We start from the raw sequence: 21,761 nt of genomic DNA on the forward strand, positions 1-21,761 counted from the left end.
GACTATTTAATATTTAGTTAACATTAAAATAACAGCTAAAACATAGCTTTGATTCTAAATCGATAATTAATATATGGCACGCAAATTTATTCCAAGGGATATTAGTTGGTTGAGTTTTAATGGACGGGTTTTGCAAGAGGCAGCCGACAAAACAGTACCTCTTATTTCAAGGATTAAATTTCTCGGCATCTTTTCTAACAATCTCGATGAGTTTTTTCGCGTACGGGTAGCTGGTCTAAAACGAGCGCTGGCAGTAGACGAGAAAGAAGCTAAGAATATATTTTTTGAAAAACCTCAACTCATTCTTAATGAACTAAATGCCCTTGTTATAAAACAACAGAAAAAATTTGATAGCACCTGGCAAGAGGTTCAAAAAGAAATGGAAAAACAACGCGTCTATATCAAGACAAGTTCGAATCTTACAGAGGCACAGCAAAAATTTGTTAAACAATATTATATCGATGAAATAGAATCAAGCGTCATTCCCCTATTATTGGACGACCATAGGCCTATGCCTTATCTAAGAGACAAATCTCTCTACTTAGGCATAGCCATGAAAAAAGCAGACTGGCAATATGAAACAAAATTTGCGCTCATAGAAATCCCAACAGCTCAGCATGATCGCTTTGTATTACTACCCTGTCCTGACAAAGAAGTGCACGTTATTTTATTGGAAGATGTTATTAAACACAACTTACCGCATATATTCTCTTTTTTTGGTTTCGACGGATTTACGGCAAATGCCTTTAAAATAACCAGAGATGCTGAATTTGATCTGGACAACGATATTAATACTAGCTTTGCCGACAAAATTGCCAAAGCTGTAAAAAGCCGAAGAAAAGGAAAACCTACACGATTTGTATTTGATCAAGAAATGGATAGCAATCTTGTAGAATTTCTAATCAAAAAATTAAATATATCGAAAAAGGACAGTATCATTCCTGGTCAAAAAATCCATAATTTCAAGGATTTTATGAACTTTCCAGCTATCTTCAGAAAAGATCATGAGCCTAAAGAAAGATCGTCCTTTTTACATCCAGACCTAGTAGATCAAACTCGTATCACCGATGTGATTACGAAGAAAGATGTATTACTTTCTTTTCCTTATCATACGTTTGAACATATCATAGACCTATTACGAGAGGCTGCTATGGATCCCGACGTACTATCCATCCAAATCACAGCTTATCGGTTAGCATCTAACTCTAAAGTCGCCAATGCACTAGTTAACGCCGTGCGTAACGGAAAAGTTGTCACGGTCATGCTCGAACTGCGTGCACGATTTGATGAAGAACACAATTTGGAATGGAAGGAACGTTTTGAAATGGAGGGCGTAAAAGTCTTACTTGGAATTCCGAATAAAAAAATACATGCTAAAGTATGTATCATCAAAAAAAGAGTCCATGGAAAAACGATTCAATGTGGTTTTGTGAGTACCGGCAATATAAATGAAAAAACAGCCAAACTGTATGGTGATTATTGCCTCCTGACAAGCAATCGAGCGATCATGGCGGATATCAATAAAATTTTTAACGCCTTGCGGCGTCCAAAACAAGATCTTGCACAGACTTTAAAAATGGGCAAAGGTTTATTAGTATGTCCCACAGATATGCGTAATACCTTGATGCATTATTTTGATAACGAAATTTTAGAAGCTAAGGCGGGTAGAAAAGCACACGTCATCGTGAAAATTAACTCACTCAGCGACAAATTGCTCATAAAAAAAATATACGAAGCCGCCGAGGCTGGCGTAAAAATTGAAATGATAGTACGAAGCATCTATTGTGCTGTCAATCAAGACTCTTTTAAGCAACCTATTCGCGCGATAAGCATTGTAGATGAATACCTTGAACATGCACGTGCTTTCTATTTTTATCACGGAGGTAAGGAGTACACCTATATTTCTTCGGCCGATTGGATGACTCGGAATTTGGACCATCGTCTTGAAGCCGCGGTTAGAATCAATGATAAAAAGATAAAAACAGAGATTTTGGACATGTTGAAAATTCAGCTTAAAGGCAATGTAAAAGCTCGTCTACTAAACAATAACCTGGACAATGCCTACGTCAGGGATAATAAAGCCGAGTTTCGGTCTCAAATAGAATTATACAAATATCTAATAGCTAAAACAACGCACTAGATTACTATTATTTTTAGTAATTTTACTTTCTAATGGAAGGTAAAAAAACAATAAAAGGAAGGGGTGCTCAAATCAATCCGCACAACAAGTATAGGACGCAACAATATGACCAATACTTTAGCGAAGGGATAGACATGTACGAAGAGGAAAACAACCGCACCTCTTTCATTCCTTCTCAAGCGAAAACACTCGTACATAAAGTCGATAGTCCGGATGTAGGCATGAGCTATTCAGCAAACCCCTACCAAGGTTGCGAGCACGGTTGTATCTATTGCTACGCACGTAATTCGCATCAATATTGGGATATGAGTGCAGGACTTGACTTTGAAAAGAAAATCATCATAAAAGAAAACGCACCTATACTTTTTAAAGAATTCATAAGTAAAAAAGGATGGGATTTCCAACCGATACACCTTTCGGGCAATACAGATTGTTATCAACCTATAGAACGTATACAAAAACTAACTAGACAGATCCTCCAAATCGCGCGAGACCATGGACAACCGATAAGTATTATCACTAAAAACAGCTTAATATTAAGAGATGTTGATATCTTACAGGAACTGGCCAAAGAAAACTTATTGAAAGTATACGGATCGATCACATCGCTATCGGAAGAAATCAGAAAGAAATTGGAACCTAGAACGGTCACAGCCAATCAAAGACTAAAAATAGTCGAAGAATTAAGTAGACTAGGGATTGCAACCGGTGTCAACATAGCGCCGATAATCCCCGGACTAACAGATCACGAGATTCCAGCCATTTTAAAGCGTTAGGCCCAAAGTGGCGCCCTTTGGGCCAACTACATTATCGTACGTCTTAACGGACAGATAGGTAACATATTTCACGATTGGTTAACAGCGAATTATCCAGAAAGATACAATAAAATTTGGCATGCTATTCAAAGCTGTCATCAAGGCAATGTCAACAATAGCAACTTTGGACTGCGCATGAAAGGTACTGGCGAGGTCGCCGAAATAATAAAAGCCGCCTTCCAATTGCACTGTAGAAAGAACCAACTAAACACCACTAAATTTTCCTTTGCTCAGAGAGTCGACAATCTAAATTATGGACAGCAATTACGTCTCTTTTAGTCCATAAAACTTAAACAGGCTTATCGGTTGTTTTTCGTACAAATAGATTATAGTTTTCATGTTTTTCAACATAGACCTGTTCGCCTGCATCAATAAATCCATCCAGCGCAACAGCATCATACCATACCCCATCTACTTCTATTTTTCCTGCAGGACGGAGTACAGTTCGTGCTACTCCTTCTTTATTTAGCAAGTTAATCTTAGGTACAGAAGAGGTATAACCACTATCTGCACGCTGCTCATCCTCCAACACTAAACGCTTAAATGCCGATGAATTGAGAAGATTTTTCCCAAATATCACCATTAAAATTATGGAGAAAACCATCGCTCCAATAACAATCAAAAAAGAATTCATCAATAAACCGGGTTGAGAAACTTTAAAATCAAAATAATCATTAGCTAACATCGAAAAAGCCAACCCACATAACACAAAAATAATCCCTACAACACCTGCTACACCAAATCCAGGGATCACAAATACCTCCAATGCCAAAAGCAGAACCCCCAATACAAAAATAGCTATCTCCCAATGGTCAGCCAATCCCTGCAAATACAAAGGGGCAAAGAACAAAGTTGCTGAAATTAATGCTAAAACTAAAGCAAAACCAATACCCGGAGTCTGTAGTTCGAAGTAAATCCCCCCAATAATACCCATTATTAATAAACCGCTAACCATGGGATGAACTAAAAAAGCAATAATAATGTCAACCCACGTTTTTTCGTAAGCTTTAACACTCGGTGCCTGGATATCTAAATTGCTGTAAATCTCTTCAATCCGTTTCACTTCTGCGTTCGCCAGTTTGGCCTTTACAGCCTCCGAAGCGGTAAACGTCAATATCTTTCCGTCTTCTTTAAGAGTTGGGATAGAAATCGTAGGATCAACGAAAGCTTCAGCCATTCTTGGATCACGTCCTTTGGCTTCTGCTGTAGCCCGCATAAGTCCTCGCATATAAGATTGGTATTTTTCGGGCATAATCTCACCACTCTGATTGACCACGCTCGCCGCGCCCAACGATGCTCCGGAATGCATAAAAATATAGTCGGATGCGAGCGCTATCAACGTGCCTGCGGACGCCGCATTATTATTTACATATACAATTGTCTTTATGTCAGAATTAAGCAATAAACTACGGATAGAGTCCGCATAATTTACAGCTCCCCCAAATGTATTCATCTCAATCAAAAAGTAATCAGCCTGCTCAGCCAGCGCCTGTTGATAAGATTTCTTTATTATGCGCCAAGCATTCGCCCCGACATCTTCTTTAAGATCAGTCTTGAATACATCTTGTCCATTTGTCACAGTACTGATTGCAAACACAAAAAATAGCAACAACAGAATGGATTTTGTAAATTTGTATAGCATAATTCTATCTTTTTAAAGTATGAATAAATATACAATAATTAAAGCATTTCAAAAACACTTCCCTTTTCCAATATGGAAAATAGAAGTGGACTGCTCGAATAATTGTCTAGCAATTGAATACAGGAATCCAACGGATACACTCCCTACATTTGCCGTAATTAGCTTTGAAGGAGAAACACTTCTCGAACATTACACCTCTACAGAAAAAGAATGGACACTGGAAGCTATACAGGATGAGTTTTTAATTTTTAAACGTTTCGGTTCTTCTTCTCCCCTACAAGCTGGAATACAAGTGTTACATATCCCTAGTCAATCTGTTATTTTTACACATCACGAATACGTGTTAAAAGATGTTTATAAAGATAGACTTAGGGTCGTACATCGATCTATTCCCTCAGGTCTTGAATTTTTCGTAGAAATAGCCACAGGGATTGTCTCAAATATCCTAGAACAAAAATTCACATTCCCTGATAAAAACATTGCTTACCCAATCCCCTATCAGGGCAATCTCCCTTATTTCATTAAGGATCTTTACTTTGAAGATCAAATATGGCTGCAGCCCTATAAGGATTTTTTCATATGGTCGTATCACAAAAAGAAGGGACAATACTTCGACTTACATCTCTGCCTATCGACTAAAAATGAGATACTCGATCGTAAAATAGTGTTAAGTGGTCTAGACAAATTAATCCCTCAGCCCTATTTTCAAGTCAAAGGATATATTTTCTTTTTATCAAATACTAAACAAGAAATTGCAGCGTATTTAGTATAATTGCAAACTATGAAGCATAATAAAACTATTAAATCGTATCATAAAATATCGTTTTTATTAGCTCTAGGACTAGGATTAAGCACGTTGGCACCCGTTCAAGCCAAAAATAGGTTGACTATACCGTCTACCGTTGCTCCTGATTCTATTGGAAACGAAATCGTAAATGGTCAACGCTATGTTGTCCATAAATTAACTCCTCAAGAGACATATTATCAACTAAGTAGGACTTATGGTGTATCTGTAAACGACATCATGAATGCCAACAACAAGAAAAACCTGCGTAATGGTGATACTGTAAAAATACCAAGAGGTAAAGCGGTAAATGAAACACAGGCGATAAAGAATGAAAACGTTCCACAAGAAAAAGACAATGTTCTGATCGATCCCCGGGATATGACAGAATATAAAGTCAGTAAAAGTGAAACACTTTACGCTATTTCAAGACGTTTTGGTATTTCGGTAGATGACATCAAAAAGGTAAATGGCTTAAAATCGGAGAATCTTCGTGAAGGTCAGTTGTTAAAAGTGCCGAATCACAGCCTGCCCAAACCCGAACCAAAAATCGTAGTTCCTGTTGTACAAGAACTACCTCAAGATATACAGGAACATCAACCGATCGACGAGTCCCAGTTTAAGCCCAACAAGTACGGTATCCGGGAAAAAAAAGAACGTGGTGTAGCAGTATGGATGGATAGTCTGCAAGGTGACGGACAGACTAGCTTGGCCTTACACAAAAGCGCTCCGATAGGAACTATATTAAAAATTACAAATCCTATGAATCGAAGTGTTACCTTTGCAAAAGTTGTGGGCAAATTTGGTGATAACGAAGATACACAAGACGCAATCGTAGTTTTATCCAAATCTGTTGCCACTTCAATCGGCGTGCTAGACCGTAAATTTCAAGTCGAAATTACATATGGTATTCCTTTGGAACAAGAGTAATATTTAGAATAAAGTTATAATGGTGACAAAGGTTATGTAGTTATAGAAGGCACCTTCATAACTCACATCACTTAATATAACTTCCATAACTTTAAAATATAAATGGACAAACCTTACGTGATAGGTATTGCTGGAAGTAGCGGTTCGGGAAAAACTTTCTTTTTAAAAAGTTTTTTGGATCATTTCCAGCTAGACCAAATTACATTGATTTCGCAGGATGACTATTATATTCCTGCGAATACCAAAACACAAGAAGAAAATAGACTTTACAATTTTGATGTCCCTACATCAATTGATAGAGAAGCATTTTTCAAAGATATTAAGGATCTCTTTGAAGGCAAAGTAATACACAAAGAAGAGTATACATTCAATAATCCGAACATAGCTCCGAAAATGTTGGAAATAAAACCTGCTCCGATCTTAATTGTAGAAGGGTTATTTATTTTTCATTATGAAGAGATCAATGATTTATTGAACTATCGTATATTTCTAGACGCCGACGAAGATGTGGCCTTAAAACGCCGATTGAAACGGGATCTTCTGGAACGTGGTTATGATCATGATGATGTCATGTATAAATGGATTAATCATGTCGTCCCTTCATACAACATCTATCTGCTCCCTTATAGAGAGAGCTGTGACAGAGTCATCGTAAATAATTCGGACGATCCTGAATTGATCAATCAGGCTACAAACGTTATTTCCGAAGATCTTAAAGAAAAATTACAATTAGCTTAATTTAAAATAAGTCTAAATAACTATCTTTGCATCATGGATAAGCAAAGTATGGTATTTCAAGAGCAACAAGAGTTTGAAATTCAACAATCGCCAAAAGGCTTAAATCCCTTTGGCGATTTTTCATGTTGTATACTGAAAAAGTGTTGTAAAAAGTATAAAAGAGGAAAGCGTTGTAAAAAATGTCCTGACCGCTAGTATTACTCTTCGTAGTAATTTAAATCTTTATCAAAGCTTTCTTCAAGTTGCGTTAAGGCATAAATGGCAATTGCTGTCAGTAATACCAAAGTAATTATTGCTGCCACTATTATCCCCCACATGCCGACAAGATAGCCATATAATAAAGTTGAAGGTATGAGAGCCCCCCTCACAAAATTTGGAGCAGTGGTAGCGACTGTAGCTCTCAGGTTTGTCCCAAACTGTTCTGCCGCAATAGTTATAAACGTAGCCCAATACCCTACCCCGATACCCATAAAAAATGCAAGGAACATAAATTGCTTCTCCTCGATCCCTTCGCTGTTCAAATACCAAAGAGACGAAACCAAAATCAATATTTGGCATAAAAAAACTACCTTCTTTCTGGATTTAAACCACTGCGACAACAATCCAGCCATAAAGTCTCCACATGAGATACCTAGATAAGTAAACATCACGCCTTTTCCCGCACTCAATGTATTAGGGGCTCCCAATGCAGCTCCTATCTCAGGAGCCTGCGTGACTAAGACCCCAACCACAAACCAAATAGGTAGGCCGATACACAGGCAGTATAGGTAGCGCTTGATTCGATCGGAACTAGAAAACAACAATCGAATACTTCCTTTTCTCACATGATTGCTTTCGGCAGATTGTACAAAAAGCCCCGACTCAAATGTTCCCACACGCATCAACAATAATAATATTCCCATTCCGCCTCCTACAAAATAGGCCGTACGCCAGTCAAACCATTCAGAAACGAAATACGCAAGAATAGCTCCCAATACCCCTACACCCGCCACGAGCATCGTGCCGTACCCTCTTTTACTGCGATGCATTGATTCGCTTACCAATGTAATGCCCGCTCCTAACTCACCCGCTAACCCTACTCCTGCAATAAACCGAACAACTCCATAGGTGGTCACGTCTTGGACAAAACCATTGTATATATTAGCGAGAGAATACAGTAAAATAGATCCAAACAATACCTTAATCCGACCATACTTATCTGCTATTACTCCCCATATCAATCCCCCCAACAACAAACCTCCCATTTGCATATTCAACACAAACTCACCTTTCACCCGCATCAATTCTTCTGGAATACCAATATCCTGAAAGGAACGTACACGTACAATAGAAAAAATAATCAAATCATAGATGTCTACAAAATAGCCTAATGAGGCCACCATAATCAACAACCACGTATTCTTGGTACGAATAGGATCCATAAGGGGTTAATCTAAAAATAAGGAAAACTGTTTTTAAGTCACAAAACGGTTAAATTTCATGTAATTTACTACAGAAAATCATTTTATACAACATATTGCTACTATTTAGCTTTTTAAAGCCTTATAAATTGTACTTTTGTTAATATGAAGTTAAATCCTTCTTCACTTAAATGGTTGCTCCGTTTTTATCCACCTTTCTTTTTTCAAAGGATATGGATAAAACAAGTCCACAAGGGCTTTAAGGGAATTGATGTCAAAATCTACAAAAGCTCTTTGAATATTAACTCCAACAAAACCGTATTTGGTGGAACCATTTTCTCTGCACTGGACCCAGTACACTCGATCCTTTTGGATCAAATCTTTCAAGCAAATGGATTAAAAAGAACTGTTGCTTGGTTAAAATCTGCCCGCATAGAATATCTCAAACCAGGACGAACGGACCTAAGCTACTCACTATACCTAGAAGAGGAAGATATAGCTGAGGCTTTTGATGAGATTAAAAGACGAGGCAAAGTGATAAAAACATTCTCTACAGCCGTATTTGATAAAAATGGTGTAAAATGTGCTATATGCCATAACGAAATTTACATTAGGAATCTGGACTTTACTTTTGAAAGAAAGTCTGTAACTGCATCTCTTGAAAAAGACTTATAAAAAACGAATCGTATGAAAAAAATTTTCTATCTATTATCAGCAAGTGTAATTTTAATCGGAGCTTGCCAACAACAAGCCACAAAAGAAGCTGTAAAACATCAACAGCTTTCGGAAGAAGCAATAACAATCCACGATGAAATCATGCCGCAAATTGCACACTTTGACAAAACTACCGTTAAAATAGATTCTATTTTAGGAAATTTAGGGCAAATTCTGAAAAAGGATGCAAAGGCCGATACAGCACTTATTAAGACAGATCTCATCACATTGAAAAGCAATTTAGAAGCTGCTACAGACAATATGATGACATGGATGAAAGAGTACATGCCAGATAGTACGGATGTAGCTTATCAACAAGCCGAAATTGAAAAAATAAGAGCCATGAAAAAACAATTTGAAGATGTCTCTCTAGAAAGCAACAAAAAATTGGGTAAACTTTAATTTGAAATATGATTAGAACTTTATTTTTCGCGACAACCTGTGTATTGACGCTTGGAGCATGTCAATCTACATCAAAACCCCTCCCTATTATAGGCGAACGCGAAGTAGTTCAGGGAGACACTATCTACCCTACGATTCCGAGTTTTCAATTTTTGAATCAGGATAGCATAATGTTGTCTGATAAATTCTTTGACAACAAAATCTACGTTGCTAATTTCTTTTTCACACATTGTCCCAGCATTTGCCCGACAATGCAAAGAAATCTTTTAAAGGCTTATCAAAAGTATAAAAAAGATGATAGAGTAGCCTTCCTTTCTCATAGCATCGATTTTAAATATGATCAACCTTATGTGCTGAAATCTTATGCCACAAAACTAGGTGTAGACAATGATCAATGGCAATTTGTTACAGGATCGAAAGCGGATATTTACGGTCTTTCAGATAAGTATCTGGTATACACCAAAGAAGATGCATCTGTGCCTGGAGGATACGATCATTCAGGCTACTTAGTACTTATCGATCACGACAAAAGAATTCGTGGTGCTTATGATGGTACGAACGAAGAAGAAGTTCAAAAGTTATTAACCGACATGGACATACTCCTTCAAGAGTACAAGTAATATGCGCATATTTAAAATATTCGTTATCATAGGTATGACGGTAGTGAGCTTGGCTTACCTAGCGTCATGCCATTCTAATCTTAACATAAAAACTGCTCAATATGCCGTCAATGGACAAAAACTGTATATAGCAAATTGTCAAAACTGTCACGGCGCAAATGGTGAGGGGCTTGGTAAATTATATCCACCATTGACCGATGCTTCTTTTTTCGAGAAAAACCGAGAGCAATTGAGCTGCATTATCCGTAATGGTATGCAAGGAGAAATTACAGTAAATGGTGAAAAATTCAACGAAAAGATGCCGGCTAACCCCCATTTGACAGAATTGGACATCGCTTATATTCTAACCTATATCACGACCACTTTCGCTAAACAAGATTCCATTTATTCTCACGAAGAGGTACAACGTGCCTTAAAAAATTGTAAATAAAGATTTCTTTCGAATGCAGGTTTGAATCCCTTTGATTTTATCTATACCGGATTATGCCGTAATACAAAAAAAAGGTTTTCAAACGGGGAGAATGAAAACCTTTACTAACCAATTATAAACCTAAATTATGATACTACAAAGATAAGTGTATATCTAACACTTGTCAACACCTTTCTTGATACTTAACAATTTCTTAACACATAGACGTTCAATCAACATTTCCCAGAATAGCTTACACTCTTAAGAAGGCCCATTTTATAACAAAATTTTGACTTTTTTATTGGTTCTCAATCATTACATTTGCAACCGAATGAACGTTCAATTTACAGATAAAATAGAGTGTATCTTTAGACATACACTAGCACTCATCAAAGAAAACGGGTTCCACGGAACACCTATGAGTATGATTGCCAAACACTCAGACGTAGCTATCGGTACGATCTACCACTACTTTCCTTCTAAGGAAAATCTGATTGTCGAGCTCTTTTTCTATTGCAAAACGAAAATTAACACATTTATATTTAAAGATATAAATCAAGAAAGTTCTTACCGAGAGCAATTTGCCTTTGTATTGCAACGATTCTGTGCTTTTCAGATTGAAAACACCGATATTTTCAGTTTCCTAGAGCAGTTTTACAACTCCCCTTTTAATGAACTTGCACATAATAAGCAAGCAACAGGTTCCTATGAAGAAAACAATGTTATGGATTTTCTGTTGAAAGGTATGGAGATCAATCAAATAAGGAAAATAGATGTACATATCATAGCAGCAGCTTATATAGGGGCCGCTGTCACATTCTCAAAGTCAGTAATTTATGGAAAACTTCAATTTAATCAACAACATTTAGATGAATTAATAGAAATTATTTGGAACGGTGTAAAACAAAACAATGAATATGAATTATAATTTTAGAAAAATAATATCCCTTACTTTTCTTACTATTTTTGGCTGTAGTGCCTCTCTTGCACAACAGTCAACACTTAGTGGTAATGCAACATTAGACGATTTAATTAATTACGCGCTGCGTAATAAAATTGAAATTAAACAGGCACAAATTGATAAGGAAATCGGGGAGCGAGAAATTGCTTCAGCTTTATCAGGTTGGTTTCCGCAAATAAGTGCAAATGGAAGTATAAGTCATGCTATGCAGTTGCCCACAACGAACTTTAACGGTTCAAACATCACACTGGGACAACGCAACAATAGTGCATTGACTTTTCAGGCAGACCAAGCATTGATCAGTCCTCAATTGTTTCAGGCATCGAAAGCATCCAAGTATGTGCGCCAACAGAACAACCTTAATGAAGAATCTACAAAGATAAATACCGTCGTAGATGTTAGTAAAGCGTACTACGACATACTAACTAGTGAAGAGCAGATCAAGATAATTAACGAGAATATCTTACGATTAGAACGTCAATTTACAGAAGCTAATGCACGTTATGAGGTAGGACTTGTTGACAAAACAGACTTCAAAAGGGCTCAGATTTCCTTAAATAATGCTAAGGCAGATTTAAAGACTGCTTCGGAAAATAGAAAATACAAGTACGATTATATGAAATTATTACTTGCAATTCCTACAGCACAACCTATCTCTTTGTCCTTTGCAAATCAGAGCTTGGAAAGCAATATTCTGTTAGATACAACAGAATTATTACAAATAGCAAACCGGGTTGAGTATAAGCAAATCGAAAACATAAAAGCAATCCAGCAATTAAATACCCAATATCAAAAATGGAATTTCTTGCCTAAAGTGAGTGCCTATGCCAACTACGCAATGAATTATAGAAATGATAGCTTTTCAAATCTATACAAAGATAACTTTCCAGGATCAAATGTTGGTTTAACCCTATCTGTCCCTATTTTTACAGGAACAAAGAGAATCCAAGAGATAAAAAAATCGGAGCTACAGGAAGAACGGATTGCATTAGATCTCCAAAATCTAGAGAACCAGATCAGTACAGAGTACTCTGCTGCTATGGCAAACTACAGAGCCAATATGAATGAATGGCGCAATGGGAAAGATAATATGGAGCTTTCAGAAGAAGTATATAATACCATTAAACTGCAGTACGATGCCGGTGTAAAGACGTACTTGGAATTAATGACTGCGGAGACTGATTTGAAAACCTCGCAATTGAACTATCTTAACTCGCTTTATGCTGTCTTGTCGAGCAAACTGGACATACAGAAAGCCTTAGGCACAGTAGAAATTAACAAATAATACAACCTCACTAACAAAGAAAATATAACGTCATGAATAAAAATCAATTACTTTCGGCCTTACTTATCGGTTCTGGATTGTTATGGCAATCTTGTGGTTCTAAAGATAATAAAACCAAAGGAGCTCCGGGACAACAAGCAGAGATGGCAACGCCGGTTTCTTCTGCTGTCGTAGGTAAAGAAATTGTATCAGGATTGAAGAGCTACCCGGCAAATGTGGTTCCATTACAGGAAACAGAAATTAGAGCTGAGGTAACAGGATATATAACCAATATTTTTGTCGCGGATGGTGCTTTTGTAAGCAAAGGACAACGTCTTTATGAAATCGATAGGATACGCTACCAGGCGGCGGTCGACCAAGCAAAAGCCAACCTAGAAATTGCTAAAGCTAACCTAGATCGCGTACAGAAAGATTTACAACGCTATCAAACATTAGCAGAGAAAGACGCTATCGCCAAACAGACACTAGACTATGCGATGACAGATGTAAACAATCAAAAAGCGCAAGTGCAAGCTGCTGAAGCAGCACTAACTACCGCTCGCACCAATTTACAACGCTCTGTAATCGTAGCGCCGTTTTCGGGTAATATCGGTATATCGCAAGTTCGTAATGGTGCATTGGTTAATGCTGGTACTACACTTTTAAATACGGTATCCTCTACCAACCCTATTGCTGTCGAGTTTCAAATTAATGAAAAAGACATCCCGGAGTTCACAAAACTTCAGGGAGGAAACTCGTCAACGCAAATCTATGTATCTATGCCTGACGGCAGCCGCTATGAAGATGCAGGAAGAATAGTAACAATAGATAGAGCCGTAGACAGTCAAACAGGAACCTTGAAAGTCAGGGCTTCTTTCTCCAATGGAACAAATGCACTTAGGGCAGGAATGAACACCACATTAAATGTAGAGAGTACATCGACACAAGAAGAACTAGTAATTCCTTACAAAGCGGTATTCGAGCAATTAGGAACATTCAATGTGTATACTATCAACGACAGTAGCAAAGTTGAATTGAAACAGATTGTACTTGGTCACAAAATAAATGACAAAATTGTTGTAAGCTCAGGGCTTGAAGCAGGTCAAAAAATTGTGGTTGATGGAGCAGCATCCTTAAAGCCAGGAGCTAAAGTTGCCGAGAACAATGTAGAAAACAAACAAAAATAATTGCTAGACGCTAAATAAATAATAATGATATCAGAAGTATTTATTAAAAGGCCAATAACGGCGATGGTTATATCCATCCTGATCACCATCGTTGGTGTGATTGCCGTTTCGACATTGCCTATCAGTCAATACCCCTCCATCGCCCCACCTACAGTTACCGTAACGGCCAACTATACTGGAGCAGATGCGCAGACCGTAGAACAAACAGTAACTACACCAATAGAGAGCCAAATCAATGGTACTCCTGGAATGATCTATATGTCTTCCAACAGTACTTCAAATGGTCAATCACAAATAACAGTAACATTTGAGGTTGGTACGGACATCGATATTGCTACTTTGGACGTTCAGAACAGAGTAGGTATCGCCGAGCCATCTTTACCAGAGGCTGTCCGTCGTCTCGGTGTTACTACACGTAAGGCCAACACGGATATCCTGATGTTGGTATCCCTCGTTTCGCCGAAAGGAACGCGAGATGATAAATTCTTGTCCAACTACGCCAACCTTTATATCAAAGATGCGATAATGCGTGTTAAGGGAGTGGGTGATGTTACTGCATTTGGTCAACCGTTTTCTATGCGGGTGTGGTTAGATGCAAACAAACTTGCCAACTTAAAAATGACTCCTTCGGATGTTTCTTCAGCCATAGCGGAACAAAACATACGTATCCCAGGAGGAAGTGTTGGTGGTAAACCACAAGAGTCGTCAACAGTGTTTGAATATCCTGTAATCACAGATTCTGATCTTTCCGAAGTTGAAGATTTCGAAGAGATAGTCGTTAAAACCAATCAAGACGGATCAATTGTATTGCTAAAAGATGTTGCTCGCGTGGAGCTGGGACAGTTCAGTTACGGTACCTCGACAAAAGTAAATGGTATGGTATCAACCGGTATGATGATCAGTCAGACTCCGGGAGGTAATGCCGTAGAAACTGCTGAAGGTATCTTTTCATCACTCGAAAAACTAAAAAAATCCTTCCCCGAAGATGTTGATTATGTCATCGGTTACGAAACGGTTTCTGTAGTAAATGCATCCATCGAGTCGGTGATCCAGACCTTGATAGAAGCTCTATTGTTGGTAACGTTGGTAGTTTTCTTCTTCCTACAGAGCTGGAGAGCTACGCTAATTCCAGTACTTGCTATTCCTGTATCTATTGTAGGCACCTTTATCTTCTTCCTCGCATTTGGATTCTCGATCAACAACCTGACGATGCTCGCCTTTGTATTGGCCATCGGTATAGTTGTGGATGACGCTATCGTTGTTGTGGAGGCCGTACAGCACTATATAGATAACTATAAGATGAGCGCAAAAGAAGCTACTATGCGAGCCATGAAAGACATCACAGCTCCAGTAATCGCTATTGCGTTAATCCTATCAGCGGTATTTGTGCCTGTAGGTTTTATCCCAGGAATGGTAGGTAAATTGTACCAACAATTTGCGATTACGATTGCCGTTTCGGTAATGCTTTCTGCCTTTATAGCCTTAACATTGACACCTGCCCTCTGTTCTATAATGCTTAAGCCGACTTCTGTCACGAAAGAATCCAGAGGCCTAAACAAATTCTTCTACAAATTTAACTTGTGGTTTGAAAAAGTAACATATTCCTATTCTAAAGGTGTAAAAAAAGCGATCAAAGCGACTCCATTAGTACTGATCGTATTACTATGTATATTTATTGGCACGGGGTGGATGTTCCAAGTCAAGCCTACAGGTTTTATACCTTCAGAGGATGGCGGAATGTTTTTTGCCGGTGTTACCCTGCCAGAAGGTTCTTCTTCAGCACGGACAGATGCTGTATTGGAAGAACTGGAAAAAGAATTCTTAAAAGAATTCCCGGAAATAAAATATGTGACATCCATCTCGGGTATCAATATCTTAAATAGAGCATTTAAACCCAATGGTGCTACACTATTCGTATCGCTAAAGCCATGGAAAGAGCGGAAACGTACTGTGAATGAAATCACAGGTACCATCATGAAGAAATATGCACAATATAGTAAAGCAAGGGTATTAGCCGTTACACCTCCTGCTATTCCGGGTCTAGGTGCTTCCGGAGGTTTCTCGCTACAGATTCAAGATCTACAGACCGTAGATATCAAACAGTTCGAGGCTACCGTGGGTAAATTCTTAATGGCAGCCAATCAGCGTCCTGAAATAGGAATGGCTTATACCCTATTTAACTCCAACTCGCCAAACTATAAGTTGGAAGTAAACCGCGAGCAAGCGAAACGCATGGGAGTGCCAATTTCAAGTATCTATGCTACTATTTCATCATACCTAGGTAGCAGCTATGTCAACGATTTCACCAAATATGGCCGTAACTTCCGTGTTGTAACACAAGCAGATGTTGGTTATAGAATGGGGATCGACGATATCAACAAACTGTATGTGAATAATGTTCAAGGCAATCCTGTTCCTTTAGGAACTTTGGTCAGCTATGAACTGATCACTATGCCGTCTTTGATCAATCACTATAACATATTCCGTGCTATAGATATTTCTGGTGGTGCTGCCCCTGGCTACAGCTCGGGAGATGTGATCAAGGCACTAGAGGAAGTCGCGGCACAGACTCTTCCTGCTGGATACGATTATCAGTTCTCCGGACTGACATTACAGGAGAAACAATCGGGCTCTAAGACATTACAGATTTTTGCGCTGTGTATCCTATTTGTTTTCTTATTGTTAGCTTCTCTTTATGAGAGTTGGTCGGTACCATTTTCAATCTTACTATCCGTTCCTTTAGGTATATTCGGAGCGATATTAACGTTAATGTTTATTCCGCAGCTCGACAATAACATCTTTGCACAGATTGGTCTCGTTACTATCATTGGTTTGGCTGCCAAAAATGCAATTTTGATCGTAGAATTTGCAAAAGAACGGGTAGACATCGGTATGAATCTTATTGAAGCGACACTAGATGCTGTTAAACTTCGTCTCCGTCCGATTATCATGACGTCGCTCGCATTTATCTTAGGTATTATTCCTTTGATGCTTTCTACTGGAGCAGGAGCTGTATCTCGTCAGACAATTGGTTGGACTGTATTCGGAGGTATGACGGCAGCTACATTCTTAGCCATCTTTATAGTACCCGTGCTATTCGTTGTTATTACAAGAATGGCTTATGGCAAGAAAAAATTGGCTGAACTAGAAGCTGGTTTTGATGAAGAAAAGAAAAAGCAACTGAGTGCACACTAGTTAATGTCCACTTAATTTTATACCTCGCAAAGGCCAGTACATAAAACTGGCCTTTATTGTTTTAGAATACAGCCCATCTCTCAATAGCTTTTCTATGGGCTTGAACCTTGTCAAAAAAACTTTCTATTTCATAATCAGACACTTTGAGAAAATACATTTTTTTTCTTTGCTTTATTAAGGATTAGACCTATATTTGCATCGTCAACAATGAAACAACAGCATGCCCAGCTGGCGGAATTGGTAGACGCGTTGGTCTCAAACACCAATATCTTCGGATGTGCCGGTTCGACTCCGGCGCTGGGTACAAAAGCGATTCGTAATACGAATCGCTTTTTTTATTCTTACCGATCAGAAGGAGATCTAAAGGGATTCTTATATAGCTAGAGATTCCAAAAAGAAAAAGTATCTTTATCATTATATTAACCGAAATAATTCGTAAACCCTAGAAGCTATTTAGGCCGTAACTTCCGATAAATAATGATGAAAGTAAATAAATTACTCACCTATCTATTTTCCCTTACACTGGGACTTGCACAAACACAGGCTCAAGAAGTCAGCAGTCCCAAATCTCATTTTGGATTTAACATCGGCGACGATTATAAAATCGCAAATTACAAAGCGATGGAAAGCTATTTTCTAAAAGTAGCCTCATCATCCAACCGCGTACAGATACAAAAAGCAGGCCTGACGGAGGAAGGTCGGCAACAATATCTTTTAATTATTTCATCTCCTGAAAACCTTGCTAATATAGAAGAGTATCGAAAAATATCGCAGTCCTTAGGCCGTGCCGAAGGTATAAGTGAGCAAGATGCGATGCAACTAGCCAAGACGGGTAAACCTATTGTATGGATTGATGGAGGAATGCACTCAAATGAAACCGTAGGATCGCACCAACTGGTCGAGACACTTTATCAACTTACCTCACGCAACGATCAGGAGATACTAACCTACCTCGATAAGGTCGTCGTATTGATGTGGCATGTCAATCCTGATGGACAGGATTTACTTGCGGATTGGTATATGCAATATGAAAATCCTAAGGATCGAAACATGTCTATTCCTACGTTATACCAAAAGTATGTCGGACATGATAATAACCGGGATTTCTTTATGTACAACATGAAAGAAGCGAGCAATCTGGCAAAAGTCATGTATGTAGACTGGTTGCCGCAAATTGTGTACAATCATCATCAAACGTCACCCGAAGGGACAGTTGTTGCAGGCCCTCCTTACCGAGACCCTTTTAACCAGGTTTACGACCCCTTAGTCGTAAGCGGAATCGATGGTGTGGGATTTGCCATGATAAACAGACTAAATGAAGAGGGCAAGCCTGGCTATGTGCGTATGGATCAGTCCACATTTTCCACTTGGTGGAATGGAGGGTTGCGTACAGCACCTTACTTTCATAATATGATCGGTATACTGACGGAGACAACAGGTAGTCCTACCCCGGCGGAAATCCCTTTCATAGCTGAGCGACAGATGCCAAGAAATGGTCTACCTAATCCCGTATCTCCCCAAAAGTGGCATTTTCAACAATCCATAGATTACTCTGTATCAATGAACATGGCCATATTAGACTATGCCTCCCGAAATGGGGATAAACTGCTGTACAACTTCTACAAAATGGGCAAGAACTCCATTGAAAGAGGTAATACAGACCACTGGACGGCGTATCCACGATATATTAACGCGCTAAAAACAGCCTACGAAAATGATATTAAATCAAAAAAAATGTCCTACGACGGGACCTCCGCTTCTCGATCAAAAGGTATCCCAACTTCTTATGTAGACAGTCTATATCGTAACTCCGAAAACAGAGATCCTCGTAGCTATATCATTCCAGCAGACCAGGCAGACTTTGGCACAGCCTTAAAATTTGTCAATGCGCTAATAAAATCAGGAATATATGTATATCAGGCTCATGAGGACTTTTCTATTGCTGGTAAATCTTATCCAAAAAATTCCATTATTGTAAAAACAAATCAGGCCTTTCGTCCACAAATCATTGATATGTTCGAGCCACAGGATCATCCGCATGATACCGAATACGAAGGTGGCCCACCCATCCGACCTTATGATGCTGCAGGTTGGACACTAGGCCTCCAAATGGGGGTACAATATGACCGTCTTTACGAGGACATTGCAGGTCCTTTTGAACGGAAACCGTATGGAATAGCTCTTACTCCGCCTACCGACAAACTGCTGACCAGCCGAGGAGGATACCTTATCAACGCAAAAGCAAATGATGCGTTTTTGGTCGTTAACAAATTAATTGCTGCGGGTCTAAAACCCCAACGGGACCTTCATTCAAAAGACTTTTACATCGACGGAAAACAGCAGAACCTCCTTCAGAACACTATTCATGATCTAAATCTTAATATCCAAGCCATAGACAAGAAACCTAAACACCTAATCTCTATAAAACCACTGAAGATCGGGTTATTCGATCATTATGGTGGTTCTATGTCTTCTGGTTGGACGCGTTGGATTCTCGAACAATACGGCTTTAACTATGAGCTATTCTATCCGAAAAATATAGACAATAATGATATTAAAAAATATGACATCTTGCTTTTTGTAGGTCAAGGCATTCCCACCCGACGAGAGGAAACAACTAAATTCAGGCTACCTGAAGACCGTCTGGTTCCTACTCAATTCACTCATTTACTTGGACAGGTTACGAAAAGTAAGTCTATCCCAATATTAGAACAATACATCGAGCAAGGTGGAAAAATATTGACCATCGGTAGTTCTTCAGATCTGGTATACCATTTTAAGTTACCTGTAGTAGACCCGCTCTTGACAACTGATAAACAAAACAAAGCTGTGGGACTAAGCAGTTCTGATTATTATATACCGACAAGTATTTTGCAAGCGGAGCTAGATCTTTCACGAGCAGAAAATTTTGGCATGAATAGTAAGGTAAATATCGTCTTTAACAATAGTCCGGTCTTTAAAATCGAAAATACAGATATGTTGTACTCCTTAGGCAGTATCAACAACAAAAAATCGCTTTTGAGTGGATGGGCACACGGTCAGCATTACCTAGAAGGCGTAAGCATAGGCCTAACTGCCAAAATAGGCGACGGAAAGCTTATTGCTTTTGGTCCTGAAATTACGAATCGCGCACAAAGTCATGCCACATTCAAGCTTCTGTTCAACCAGTTGTATAATTAGTCTGAACAATTACAAAACGGGCCAATAGTTTCAAAACTATTGGCCCGTTGCACTTTAAGCAAGGGTCTATGGAGTCTGCATGAAGATACCTACCTATAGATAAAAGCTACGCTTCTAAGGCTTCATCTTGTAATAGCGTTTCGCTACGCTCTAACTGCTCGATCAAATTGCATTTTGCCTGAGTAAATGCGTAATCCTTGGCCTCAGCAAAAGATATACCGTACTTACGTTCTATAACACTAGCTACCTTTTCAGGCAGCCTTCGCAATAGAGAATCATAGTATTCATCCAGTACATTTGATGCGGGCAGTGTGTATTCAACTTGTATCTGAAAACGTCGAAGGATTGCCTTATCGATAACTTCAATATGATTGGTAGCACAGATTAACAATGCCTTTTCAGGATAGTAATCGATCAACTGTATCAATGTATTGACAAGACGACGTATCTCCCCAACATCTTTATCTTCGCTCATACGGGATTTCCCAATCTGATCAAATTCATCTAGAAAAAGGACAGCTTGATCACGGCCGGCTTTATCAAAGACCTGTTTCAAATGCTGAGATGTCTCTCCGATCTTGGCACTGATTACGTTACTGAGATTAAGAATATAGATAGGTTTGTTTAACGCATTGGCCAAAGCTTTGGCTGTTGTCGTCTTACCACAACCAGAAGCCCCATACAACAGTATTTTATTATTTACAGGGAGTTCATATCCCTGCAATATATCCAGATACTTATGCTCTTTCAGTAAACGATCTAATTGTACTTTACTATCTTGAGTTAGGATGATGTCATCTAAAGAAACTGCTTCCTTTCTTGTTATCAATAAATCAGCTATATTCATTCTACTATACGGACTATTCTACGACAAAGGTACAAACTTTTAAAGTTTGTGTGCTATCTACAAAGATGAACAATATTGATAGTTCATTCTTCCTCCAGTTTCTCATTTTTTTCATAGTCCATATTTTTAAAAGTTGTAACTTTTAGCGTTCTCACCTACTCTATGTAATTGCCAGACAAACAATTTATAAAGAGACCTATGTTACAGATCTACGAAAATCTTTATCAAGACCTCACCAATGGTAAGACAGCGAATTCAGTTATGATTTCTATAGAAGCCAGTAGCTCCTGTGAGATTAGTAAAAATGATATTGTACATTCTCTTCAAGGAATAGGTATAATTGTTAATAGTATAGACTTTACAGATATGAAAGTTCTTGATGTCCATTAAAACCGTACGAAGTAAGCTCATTGATAGGATAAAGAGTTAAAACGAATCAATTATACGGACACTTTCAGAAAAAAGGAAGCGGTAAAATCGGGGAGAAAATACCGCATTCCGCATCTACCATTATAAAATCATACTGAATCGTA

General features: G+C 38.5%; 18 protein-coding genes and 1 tRNA gene. 16 read left to right on the forward strand and 3 right to left on the reverse strand.

Translation table 11 applies throughout. From position 1 onward, the window contains the following. Window positions 1-73 precede the first annotated feature (73 nt). Window positions 74-2,140, forward strand: coding sequence for a polyphosphate kinase 1 (gene ppk1 / locus G7B18_RS02340; protein ID WP_164121994.1), 2,067 nt, complete (start codon window positions 74-76; stop codon window positions 2,138-2,140). Window positions 2,141-2,172: 32 nt separating this feature from the next. Continuing rightward, window positions 2,173-2,916: a radical SAM protein gene (locus G7B18_RS02345; RefSeq protein ID WP_240452746.1), complete on the forward strand. Its 744-nt coding sequence runs from the start codon at window positions 2,173-2,175 to the stop codon at window positions 2,914-2,916. Between the two features lie 328 nt (window positions 2,917-3,244). Here G7B18_RS02345 and G7B18_RS02350 read toward each other — a convergent pair whose 3' ends face one another. After that, complete coding sequence (locus G7B18_RS02350; protein WP_164121995.1) at window positions 3,245-4,597, reverse strand: NfeD family protein; 1,353 nt, start codon at window positions 4,595-4,597, stop codon at window positions 3,245-3,247. Between the two features lie 19 nt (window positions 4,598-4,616). Between G7B18_RS02350 and G7B18_RS02355 the strand changes: the two genes are divergently transcribed. The 3 genes from G7B18_RS02355 (at window position 4,617) to G7B18_RS02365 (ending at window position 7,049) form a co-directional block, all read left to right on the forward strand. Next, a complete protein-coding gene (locus G7B18_RS02355) occupies window positions 4,617-5,369 on the forward strand; it encodes a hypothetical protein (protein ID WP_164110541.1) in 753 nt (250 codons plus the stop codon). Between the two features lie 9 nt (window positions 5,370-5,378). Further along, window positions 5,379-6,311, forward strand: coding sequence for a LysM peptidoglycan-binding domain-containing protein (locus G7B18_RS02360; RefSeq protein ID WP_164110543.1), 933 nt, complete (start codon window positions 5,379-5,381; stop codon window positions 6,309-6,311). 102 nt (window positions 6,312-6,413) lie between these two features. Next, on the forward strand, window positions 6,414-7,049 hold the full coding sequence (locus G7B18_RS02365; RefSeq protein ID WP_164110546.1) for a uridine kinase: 636 nt from the start codon (window positions 6,414-6,416) through the stop codon (window positions 7,047-7,049). Between the two features lie 197 nt (window positions 7,050-7,246). Here the strand turns inward: G7B18_RS02365 and G7B18_RS02370 are convergent, their stop codons facing one another. Then, window positions 7,247-8,470: an MFS transporter gene (locus tag G7B18_RS02370; RefSeq protein ID WP_164110548.1), complete on the reverse strand. Its 1,224-nt coding sequence runs from the start codon at window positions 8,468-8,470 to the stop codon at window positions 7,247-7,249. Between the two features lie 144 nt (window positions 8,471-8,614). Here G7B18_RS02370 and G7B18_RS02375 point away from each other — a divergent pair, with 144 nt between their 5' ends. The 10 genes from G7B18_RS02375 (at window position 8,615) to G7B18_RS02420 (ending at window position 20,381) form a co-directional block, all read left to right on the forward strand. After that, window positions 8,615-9,124: a DUF4442 domain-containing protein gene (locus G7B18_RS02375; protein WP_164110551.1), complete on the forward strand. Its 510-nt coding sequence runs from the start codon at window positions 8,615-8,617 to the stop codon at window positions 9,122-9,124. A gap of 12 nt (window positions 9,125-9,136) precedes the next feature. After that, window positions 9,137-9,565, forward strand: a complete 429-nt coding sequence (locus tag G7B18_RS02380) for a transposase (RefSeq protein ID WP_164121996.1) — start codon at window positions 9,137-9,139, stop codon at window positions 9,563-9,565. A gap of 8 nt (window positions 9,566-9,573) precedes the next feature. After that, window positions 9,574-10,185: an SCO family protein gene (locus G7B18_RS02385; protein ID WP_164121997.1), complete on the forward strand. Its 612-nt coding sequence runs from the start codon at window positions 9,574-9,576 to the stop codon at window positions 10,183-10,185. Window position 10,186: 1 nt separating this feature from the next. Continuing rightward, window positions 10,187-10,615 (forward strand): c-type cytochrome, encoded by a 429-nt coding sequence (locus G7B18_RS02390; protein ID WP_240452747.1) that lies wholly within the window; start codon window positions 10,187-10,189, stop codon window positions 10,613-10,615. Between the two features lie 310 nt (window positions 10,616-10,925). Continuing rightward, window positions 10,926-11,522: a TetR/AcrR family transcriptional regulator gene (locus tag G7B18_RS02395; protein ID WP_164121998.1), complete on the forward strand. Its 597-nt coding sequence runs from the start codon at window positions 10,926-10,928 to the stop codon at window positions 11,520-11,522. Beyond that, the gene (locus tag G7B18_RS02400) at window positions 11,512-12,840 is read left to right on the forward strand and encodes a TolC family protein (RefSeq protein ID WP_205600199.1); all 1,329 of its coding nucleotides are present in this window, start codon (window positions 11,512-11,514) and stop codon (window positions 12,838-12,840) included. The genes G7B18_RS02395 and G7B18_RS02400 overlap by 11 nt, the downstream gene beginning before the upstream one ends. Window positions 12,841-12,872: 32 nt before the next feature. After that, complete coding sequence (locus G7B18_RS02405) at window positions 12,873-14,006, forward strand: efflux RND transporter periplasmic adaptor subunit (protein WP_164110560.1); 1,134 nt, start codon at window positions 12,873-12,875, stop codon at window positions 14,004-14,006. A 24-nt stretch (window positions 14,007-14,030) separates the two neighbouring features. Further along, window positions 14,031-17,201 (forward strand): efflux RND transporter permease subunit, encoded by a 3,171-nt coding sequence (locus tag G7B18_RS02410; RefSeq protein WP_164110562.1) that lies wholly within the window; start codon window positions 14,031-14,033, stop codon window positions 17,199-17,201. A 222-nt stretch (window positions 17,202-17,423) separates the two neighbouring features. Then, a tRNA-Leu gene (locus G7B18_RS02415) sits at window positions 17,424-17,505 on the forward strand. Between the two features lie 173 nt (window positions 17,506-17,678). Then, entirely contained in the window at window positions 17,679-20,381 is a 2,703-nt protein-coding gene (locus G7B18_RS02420; RefSeq protein ID WP_240452748.1) for a M14 metallopeptidase family protein, read from the forward strand. Between the two features lie 106 nt (window positions 20,382-20,487). On the opposite strand, the gene G7B18_RS02425 is transcribed toward G7B18_RS02420, so the two are convergent. Further along, window positions 20,488-21,228, reverse strand: a complete 741-nt coding sequence (locus G7B18_RS02425; protein WP_164121999.1) for an AAA family ATPase — start codon at window positions 21,226-21,228, stop codon at window positions 20,488-20,490. A gap of 198 nt (window positions 21,229-21,426) precedes the next feature. On the opposite strand from G7B18_RS02425, the gene G7B18_RS02430 reads away from it, so the two are divergent. Continuing rightward, window positions 21,427-21,618 carry a hypothetical protein gene (locus tag G7B18_RS02430; RefSeq protein ID WP_164110566.1) on the forward strand — a complete coding sequence of 64 codons (192 nt, stop codon included), beginning with the start codon at window positions 21,427-21,429 and terminating at the stop codon, window positions 21,616-21,618. The last annotated feature ends 143 nt before the right edge of the window (window positions 21,619-21,761 follow it).

This window comes from Sphingobacterium sp. xlx-130 (assembly GCF_011007405.1).
Classification (GTDB): domain Bacteria; phylum Bacteroidota; class Bacteroidia; order Sphingobacteriales; family Sphingobacteriaceae; genus Sphingobacterium; species Sphingobacterium luzhongxinii.

Coding starts and splice junctions, on each gene's coding strand:
- G7B18_RS02360 (WP_164110543.1), top strand. CDS start 5,379: ATGAAGCATAATAAAACTATTAAATCGTATCATAAAATATCGTTTTTA.
- G7B18_RS02375 (WP_164110551.1), top strand. CDS start 8,615: ATGAAGTTAAATCCTTCTTCACTTAAATGGTTGCTCCGTTTTTATCCA.
- ppk1 (WP_164121994.1), top strand. CDS start 74: ATGGCACGCAAATTTATTCCAAGGGATATTAGTTGGTTGAGTTTTAAT.
- G7B18_RS02365 (WP_164110546.1), top strand. CDS start 6,414: ATGGACAAACCTTACGTGATAGGTATTGCTGGAAGTAGCGGTTCGGGA.
- G7B18_RS02410 (WP_164110562.1), top strand. CDS start 14,031: ATGATATCAGAAGTATTTATTAAAAGGCCAATAACGGCGATGGTTATA.
- G7B18_RS02390 (WP_240452747.1), top strand. CDS start 10,187: ATGCGCATATTTAAAATATTCGTTATCATAGGTATGACGGTAGTGAGC.
- G7B18_RS02345 (WP_240452746.1), top strand. CDS start 2,173: ATGGAAGGTAAAAAAACAATAAAAGGAAGGGGTGCTCAAATCAATCCG.
- G7B18_RS02385 (WP_164121997.1), top strand. CDS start 9,574: ATGATTAGAACTTTATTTTTCGCGACAACCTGTGTATTGACGCTTGGA.
- G7B18_RS02395 (WP_164121998.1), top strand. CDS start 10,926: ATGAACGTTCAATTTACAGATAAAATAGAGTGTATCTTTAGACATACA.
- G7B18_RS02370 (WP_164110548.1), bottom strand. CDS start 8,470: ATGGATCCTATTCGTACCAAGAATACGTGGTTGTTGATTATGGTGGCC.
- G7B18_RS02430 (WP_164110566.1), top strand. CDS start 21,427: ATGTTACAGATCTACGAAAATCTTTATCAAGACCTCACCAATGGTAAG.
- G7B18_RS02420 (WP_240452748.1), top strand. CDS start 17,679: ATGATGAAAGTAAATAAATTACTCACCTATCTATTTTCCCTTACACTG.
- G7B18_RS02380 (WP_164121996.1), top strand. CDS start 9,137: ATGAAAAAAATTTTCTATCTATTATCAGCAAGTGTAATTTTAATCGGA.
- G7B18_RS02405 (WP_164110560.1), top strand. CDS start 12,873: ATGAATAAAAATCAATTACTTTCGGCCTTACTTATCGGTTCTGGATTG.
- G7B18_RS02400 (WP_205600199.1), top strand. CDS start 11,512: ATGAATTATAATTTTAGAAAAATAATATCCCTTACTTTTCTTACTATT.
- G7B18_RS02350 (WP_164121995.1), bottom strand. CDS start 4,597: ATGCTATACAAATTTACAAAATCCATTCTGTTGTTGCTATTTTTTGTG.
- G7B18_RS02355 (WP_164110541.1), top strand. CDS start 4,617: ATGAATAAATATACAATAATTAAAGCATTTCAAAAACACTTCCCTTTT.
- G7B18_RS02425 (WP_164121999.1), bottom strand. CDS start 21,228: ATGAATATAGCTGATTTATTGATAACAAGAAAGGAAGCAGTTTCTTTA.